Origin of the sequence: Acinetobacter sp. HR7 (genome assembly GCF_000773685.1) — a bacterium.
GTDB lineage: Bacteria > Pseudomonadota > Gammaproteobacteria > Pseudomonadales > Moraxellaceae > Acinetobacter > Acinetobacter thermotolerans.
In genome coordinates this window covers 40,870-47,057 of sequence record NZ_JPQO01000220.1, presented here as the reverse complement: position 1 = coordinate 47,057, position 6,188 = coordinate 40,870, and the positions used below count along the sequence as shown (strand labels likewise).

At 44.4% G+C, this 6,188-nt stretch carries 6 protein-coding genes; 3 read left to right on the top strand and 3 right to left on the bottom strand.

Going from position 1 to position 6,188, the window contains the following annotated elements; translation table 11 throughout:
* Positions 1-80: 80 nt before the first annotated feature.
* On the bottom strand, positions 81-1,223 hold the full coding sequence (prpC, locus tag GW12_RS14475; protein WP_034588908.1) for a 2-methylcitrate synthase: 1,143 nt from the start codon (positions 1,221-1,223) through the stop codon (positions 81-83).
* A 4-nt stretch (positions 1,224-1,227) separates the two neighbouring features.
* Positions 1,228-2,112, bottom strand: coding sequence for a methylisocitrate lyase (gene prpB, locus GW12_RS14470; protein WP_034588906.1), 885 nt, complete (start codon positions 2,110-2,112; stop codon positions 1,228-1,230).
* A gap of 232 nt (positions 2,113-2,344) precedes the next feature.
* On the opposite strand from prpB, the gene GW12_RS14465 reads away from it, so the two are divergent.
* Positions 2,345-2,998, top strand: coding sequence for a TetR/AcrR family transcriptional regulator (locus GW12_RS14465; RefSeq protein WP_034588903.1), 654 nt, complete (start codon positions 2,345-2,347; stop codon positions 2,996-2,998).
* A 111-nt stretch (positions 2,999-3,109) separates the two neighbouring features.
* The gene (gene argF, locus GW12_RS14460; RefSeq protein WP_034588901.1) at positions 3,110-4,030 is read left to right on the top strand and encodes an ornithine carbamoyltransferase; all 921 of its coding nucleotides are present in this window, start codon (positions 3,110-3,112) and stop codon (positions 4,028-4,030) included.
* 52 nt (positions 4,031-4,082) lie between these two features.
* Here argF and GW12_RS14455 read toward each other — a convergent pair whose 3' ends face one another.
* The gene (locus tag GW12_RS14455) at positions 4,083-5,375 is read right to left on the bottom strand and encodes an MFS transporter (RefSeq protein WP_034588899.1); all 1,293 of its coding nucleotides are present in this window, start codon (positions 5,373-5,375) and stop codon (positions 4,083-4,085) included.
* Positions 5,376-5,710: 335 nt separating this feature from the next.
* Between GW12_RS14455 and GW12_RS14450 the strand changes: the two genes are divergently transcribed.
* On the top strand, positions 5,711-6,187 hold the full coding sequence (locus GW12_RS14450; RefSeq protein ID WP_034588896.1) for a hypothetical protein: 477 nt from the start codon (positions 5,711-5,713) through the stop codon (positions 6,185-6,187).
* Position 6,188: the final 1 nt, after the last annotated feature.

Below are 6,188 nucleotides of genomic sequence, written 5' to 3'. Positions count from 1 at the left end.
TCCGTCAATGCGTAAGTCCTAGAATATAAGAAATAAAAAAGCGGTGAACTGATCACCGCTTTTTTAAATCACATACCGTATTAAACTGCTACAGCACTACGCTCAGAAATTGGCACAACCTTGCGCAATTCAGGACCAATATAATCCGCACTTGGACGGATAATACGGTTATCGGCACGTTGTTCCATGACATGCGCTGCCCAACCGGTAACACGTGACATCACGAAGATTGGCGTGAATAGTTTGGTTGGAATGCCCATGAAGTGGTAAGCAGATGCATGGAAGAAATCAGCATTACAGAATAATTTCTTCTCACGCCACATCACTTCTTCACAACGGACAGATACTGGATAAAGCACGGTATCACCCACATCTTTCGCTAGCTTTTGTGACCATTGCTTAATAATGCCATTACGCGGATCATTGTCTTTGTAGATCGCATGACCGAAGCCCATGATCTTCTCTTTACGTTCCAGCATGCCCAACATTTCACGTTCAGCTTCTTCTGGTGACTTCCAGTTTTCAATCATGTCCATTGCAGCTTCATTGGCACCGCCATGCAGTGGACCACGTAATGAACCAATTGCACCGGTGATACAAGAATGCAGATCAGATAGCGTTGAAGCACAAACACGTGCTGTAAATGTAGAAGCATTGAATTCATGCTCTGCATACAGAATCAACGATACATTCATCACCTGCTCATGTAGCGCATTTGGCTTTTCACCACGTAGCAAATGCAAGAACTGAGCACCGATCGAATCATCATCGGTATTTTCTTCAATACGGATGCCGTCGTGGCTATAGCGATACCAGTAACAGATAATCGCCGGTAATGTTGCCAGAATACGATCCGCCACGTCCTGCTGTTCGGCAAATGATTTTTCTGTTTCCAGATTGCCTAGCATCGATACACCAGTACGCATCACATCCATCGGATGCGAGTCCGCAGGAATACGCTCCAGAACTTCTTTCAGTGCTTGTGGCAGGCTACGTAATGACTTCAGTTTGGCTTTATAAGCTGCAAGCTGTTCAGCGGTTGGCAATTCACCAAAGAAAATCAGATAGGCCACTTCTTCAAACTGACAGTGTTCTGCCAGATCCTGTACATCGTAACCACGATAGGTCAGACCAGCGCCGCTTTTGCCTACTGTTGAAAGTGCAGTTTTCCCTGCAACTTGTCCACGCAATCCTGCGCCTGTCAGTACTTTTCCTTCAGCCATTGTTTTAATTCTCCTGCTTGAACAGTTTATCTAAGGTGTCTTCAAAGCTGTGATAATCTAAAAATTCATAAAGTTCTTTACGCTGCTGCATCTTGTCCAGTACATGCACCTGCGTGCCATGCTCGCGAATGGAGTGCATCACTTCCAACGCGGCTTTCTGCATTGCACGGGTTGCGGATAATGGATATAGCACCATGCGAATGCCCTGCTCAGCCAGTTCATCTGTGGTGTAGTACGGTGTATCACCAAATTCAGTGATATTGGCCAATACCGGCACACCCACTGCGTCGCACACAGTTTTATACATGGTGATGTCGGTCATGGCTTCGGCAAAAATGGCATCGGCACCCGCTTCAACACAGGCACAGGCACGGTCAATCACACCTTGCAAGCCTTCTTTTTGCAAGGCATCGGTACGTGCCATCACTACAAAGTTGGAATCAGTTTTAGCATCAACTGCTGCCTTAATACGATCCACCATTTCCTGTTGGGAGACGATTTCTTTATTCGGACGGTGACCACAACGCTTCTGTGCCACCTGGTCTTCAATATGTACTGCTGCTGCGCCGGCAGAAATCATTTGTTTAATAGTGCGGGCAATATTAAAGGCACCGCCCCAGCCAGTATCAATATCCACCAACAATGGCGTATCGACACGTTCAGTAATACGGCGGACATCTTCCAGGACATTATCCAGACTGGTCATACCCAGGTCAGGCAGACCATAGGAGTAGTTCGCGACACCAGCACCGGAGACATAAATGGCTTTATAACCAACCTGTTTTGCCATCATCGCGGCATAGGCATTTACGGTTCCAATAATTTGTAAAGGTTTCTCAGTTTCTAATGCTTCTCTAAACTTTAAACCTGCAGACGTTTGTTGTGTCATCTTCCCTTTCCACAGTGTTGGCTTTAATTATTGAAATCTGAGTATACCCAGAACGGTTGCTCAATCCATGACCTGATAGAATAAATGCTCTAAAACTTTAGTCAAACATGCAAGTACTGGCCAGTAAAATTGTCAAACAAAACAAGGCTTACACGCTTGCCATGAAATATGGGCGTAACTTTGATATGATGACCTCTGAACTATTTCAAAATGTGCTGATTTCATTATCAATATGCAGGATCTTGTCCAACTGGAACCATTAGCCAAAGATGTGCCACCAACCAAACGTGGACATGAGCGCTGTCTCGCCTTGCTGATCAGTGCGACCGAGCTGTTCCTGGAACGTGGCTATGATGCAGTTTCACTGGATGACATCGTCAATCATGCCGGCGGCTCCAAAGCGTCCATTTATAAATATTTCGGCAGTAAAGAAGGTTTATTTAAGGCGATCTGTGACTACCGCCGTACCCAGTTCTTTAAAGATATCTGCCTGCCTTTTTCTCTAGACACGGCTCAGAATTTTAGAAATTACTTGATTCAGACGCTGGTAAACTTTTTCCAGCACATCAAACAGCCGCAGAACGCTGCATTTATACGTCTGATTGTGGAACAAAGTGGTCGCAATCTGGATATTGCCCGGCATATTCATGAACAGGGCCCTAAACATATCCAGCAGTCCATTGCTGAGGTATTGTCACAGGCGCATGCAAAAGGTCTGCTCAACTGTCCAAATCCATTATTTTCGGCACAACTATATTTCGGCATTTTAAGAAATATCGAATGGCGTATTTTGATGGGTCTACCAAGCGACGAAACTGATCAAGAAACCATCAAATATATTCAATATTGTGTCGATCGCTTTCTAGACGGTCATCAAAAGGTCTAGTTTTTTTGCAATTTGCTTTTCATATAGTATATTAGCCGATTCCGTATTTTATTTAACTAACCAACAACTAATTGTTGAACCTGCTTTTCAGCAATTATTGTGGAGTAACGAATGGCTCTCCGTCACTTTCTGACTTTACGCGATTTATCGACTTTAGAACTCAACCAGATTCTGCAACGCGCGATCGAGCTCAAGCGCAAACAGCATAACAATGAAGTTTTCCAGCCTTTCGTTGGTAAAGTCATGGGTATGATTTTTGAAAAATCCAGTACCCGTACCCGTGTTTCGTTTGAAGCTGGCATGACCCAATTCGGCGGCAGCGCAATCTTCCTGTCCTCTCGTGACACCCAGCTGGGCCGTGGTGAACCAATTGAAGATTCAGCACGTGTGATTTCAAGCATGTTGGATATCGTGATGATCCGTACTTTCGGTCATGACATTGTGGAACGTTTTGCTTCTTATTCAAAAGTGCCTGTGATCAATGCGCTGACGGATGACCACCACCCTTGCCAGCTACTGGCTGACATGCAGACTTACCTGGAACACCGCGGTTCGATCGAAGGTAAAACAGTGGCATGGATCGGTGATGGTAACAACATGTGTAATTCATACATTGAAGCAGCACACATGTGGGGCTTTAAACTGAAAGTTGCTGCACCTAAAGGCTATGAGCCACAAGAAAAATTCCTGTCTGAATTCGCACACTGCGTAGAACTAGTTGATTCTGCTGAAGATGCAGCGGTTAATGCTGACCTAATCGTAACTGACGTTTGGGCGAGCATGGGCCAGGAAGAAGAACAGAAAGTGCGTGAAAAAGCATTCGCGAACTATCAAGTGAATGAACGCCTGATGGATCTGGCACATCCAGACTGTCTGTTCATGCACTGCCTGCCTGCACACCGTGGCGAAGAAATTTCAGAAAACATGCTGGACCACAAAAATGCCGTGGTTTGGGATGAAGCTGAAAACCGTCTGCATGCCCAAAAGGCACTGGTTGAATTCCTGTTGAATGAAAACCTGAAAAAAGAGTAATTGCAGTCCAATAAAAAAGCACCTGAATAGGTGCTTTTTTATTGCTTAAAGCTTAGTGATCATCTTTTAAGAATTTCGGTTCTTTCGGCAACTGCCAGCTACAGAAGAAACATACCAGTAGCATGATAATGACATAAATGAAGAAGACATTTTCAATGCCTGCAGATTTGAACTGTAAGGCGACTGAAGGAGCTGACCCTCCAAAAACAGCATTACCCACAGCATAAGAGAAACCTACACCTAAGGCACGTACATGCGGCGGGAACATTTCCGCTTTCACAATACCACCAATCGACGTGTACAGACTCAGTAGCAGCATCAGGAAGATCAGCAATAATGCAATGATAAATGGGGTTTCACTGAATGCCCGCATACCCACCGCCATCACAGGATAAATCGCAATTGCCATCAGGCCACTAAACAGCAGCATACAGGTACGCCGTCCGATCTTGTCCGATAGAGCACCAAATACCGGCTGTGCAATCATTAGGACAAAGATACAGGCGGTCATGATAAAACCGACGGTCTTTGGATCAATGCCGATATTGGTCAGATAGGTTTTTGAATACACCGTAATCACATAAAAGCTGAGTGAACCTGCTGAGGTATAACCCACCACCAGCAGGAAGGTTTTCCAGTGATTCTTAAACAGTTCACGTAGGGTGCCGGACTCTTCTTTGTCACTGTCTTCATGTGACAAGGTTTCTTCCAGACGGCTACGTGCCAGCAATGAACCAATCGCAGCCAGACCACCAATCACAAATGGAATACGCCAGCCGCCATCCAGCAACTGCTGTTCAGACATAAAGCCGAGGAAAATCACGCCCAGCAGACTGGCCAGAAGCTGACCACCGGTTAAGGTCACATACTGGAAAGAGGAAAAGAAACCACGCTGACCACGTAAGCCCAGCTCACTCATATAGGTCGCGACGGAACCATATTCACCACCAACCGATAAGCCTTGTAGCAAACGTACCATCAACAGCAGGAATGGGGCTGCCATCCCCACCTGCTCATAAGTTGGCAATGCCGCAAACAGAAATGAACTGAGTGCCATCAGGCAGATGGAAATTACCATGGACTTTTTACGGCCATGCTTGTCCGCAATACGGCCAAATAACCAGCTGCCGATCGGACGCATAAAGAAACTGGCTGCAAATACGCCCCAGACATAAATTGCCTGAGTCGAACTATCCATATTCGGCGCAGTCAGTGCTTTGGTAAAATAGGCTGCAAATACAGCATAAATATAGAAATCGAACCATTCGACCAGATTACCGGAGGCAGCACCTACAATCCCCTTGATACGACTCGCCTTTTCCTGTTTGGTATATGCTTGACTCAAATTAATACCCTATATTTTGAAAATAAAAGTTCCTGGTTTATGAATCATTATTTTCTTGCTCATAAACACATGTCGTTTTGCGCACACATACTGGCACAAAGCTGTATGTTGCTATTGGGGAGGTGTATGACTATAAACGTAGATGAATATTCACACAAAAAGTAATTTATATTTCTTAATAGATTTTTCACATAATTTCTTTTTGAAATTCTATATCTTATGAATAAGTAATTTGATGAGACGTATAAATTTGAAATTTACAAAGGTCGAGTTGCGCAGTGTTTTTATTCATGTTCTCATTAAGCGCATAAATACAGCAACTCTTCGTGATTTACATGAAATATAGAACACCTTTTTTCGCTGCACTTGGCCTGGGTTTAGGCATTATTTCCACAGCGATTCACGCATCAGAATTTGACCAATATCTGCAACAAAAACAGATCATCAACAGTAAATACAAGATCAAGAAAAAGGCCGAACTGAATGAACTGCTGGCCGTTCTGAGTGCGGAAGATTCCAAAACCTTGCCGCTGCAGATTGACCAGAACACGGTAATTGAACAGTTAAAACTGACGGCTGATAAAACCGAACTCAAAGGCTTGATCATTACCCCGGATTTTGCCCAGTTTGAACAGGATAAGGGCACGAAGGAAGTGACCAGCCTGATCCGCAAGAATCTTCTGAATAACTGTGCCATTTTCTATGAACACCAGTATCAACTGCAAAATCCATATAAAGTGAGCCTGGAACTCAGCTCAACCACACAAACGTATGATGTGGAAATTACTCAGAAAGACTGTAAAGGCAAATAAG

What these genes read in the sequence shown, in the direction of transcription:
- GW12_RS14450 (WP_034588896.1), top strand. Translation starts at nt 5,711, where the DNA reads ATGAAATATAGAACACCTTTTTTCGCTGCACTTGGCCTGGGTTTAGGC.
- prpB (WP_034588906.1), bottom strand. Translation starts at nt 2,112, where the DNA reads ATGACACAACAAACGTCTGCAGGTTTAAAGTTTAGAGAAGCATTAGAA.
- GW12_RS14465 (WP_034588903.1), top strand. Translation starts at nt 2,345, where the DNA reads ATGCAGGATCTTGTCCAACTGGAACCATTAGCCAAAGATGTGCCACCA.
- prpC (WP_034588908.1), bottom strand. Translation starts at nt 1,223, where the DNA reads ATGGCTGAAGGAAAAGTACTGACAGGCGCAGGATTGCGTGGACAAGTT.
- argF (WP_034588901.1), top strand. Translation starts at nt 3,110, where the DNA reads ATGGCTCTCCGTCACTTTCTGACTTTACGCGATTTATCGACTTTAGAA.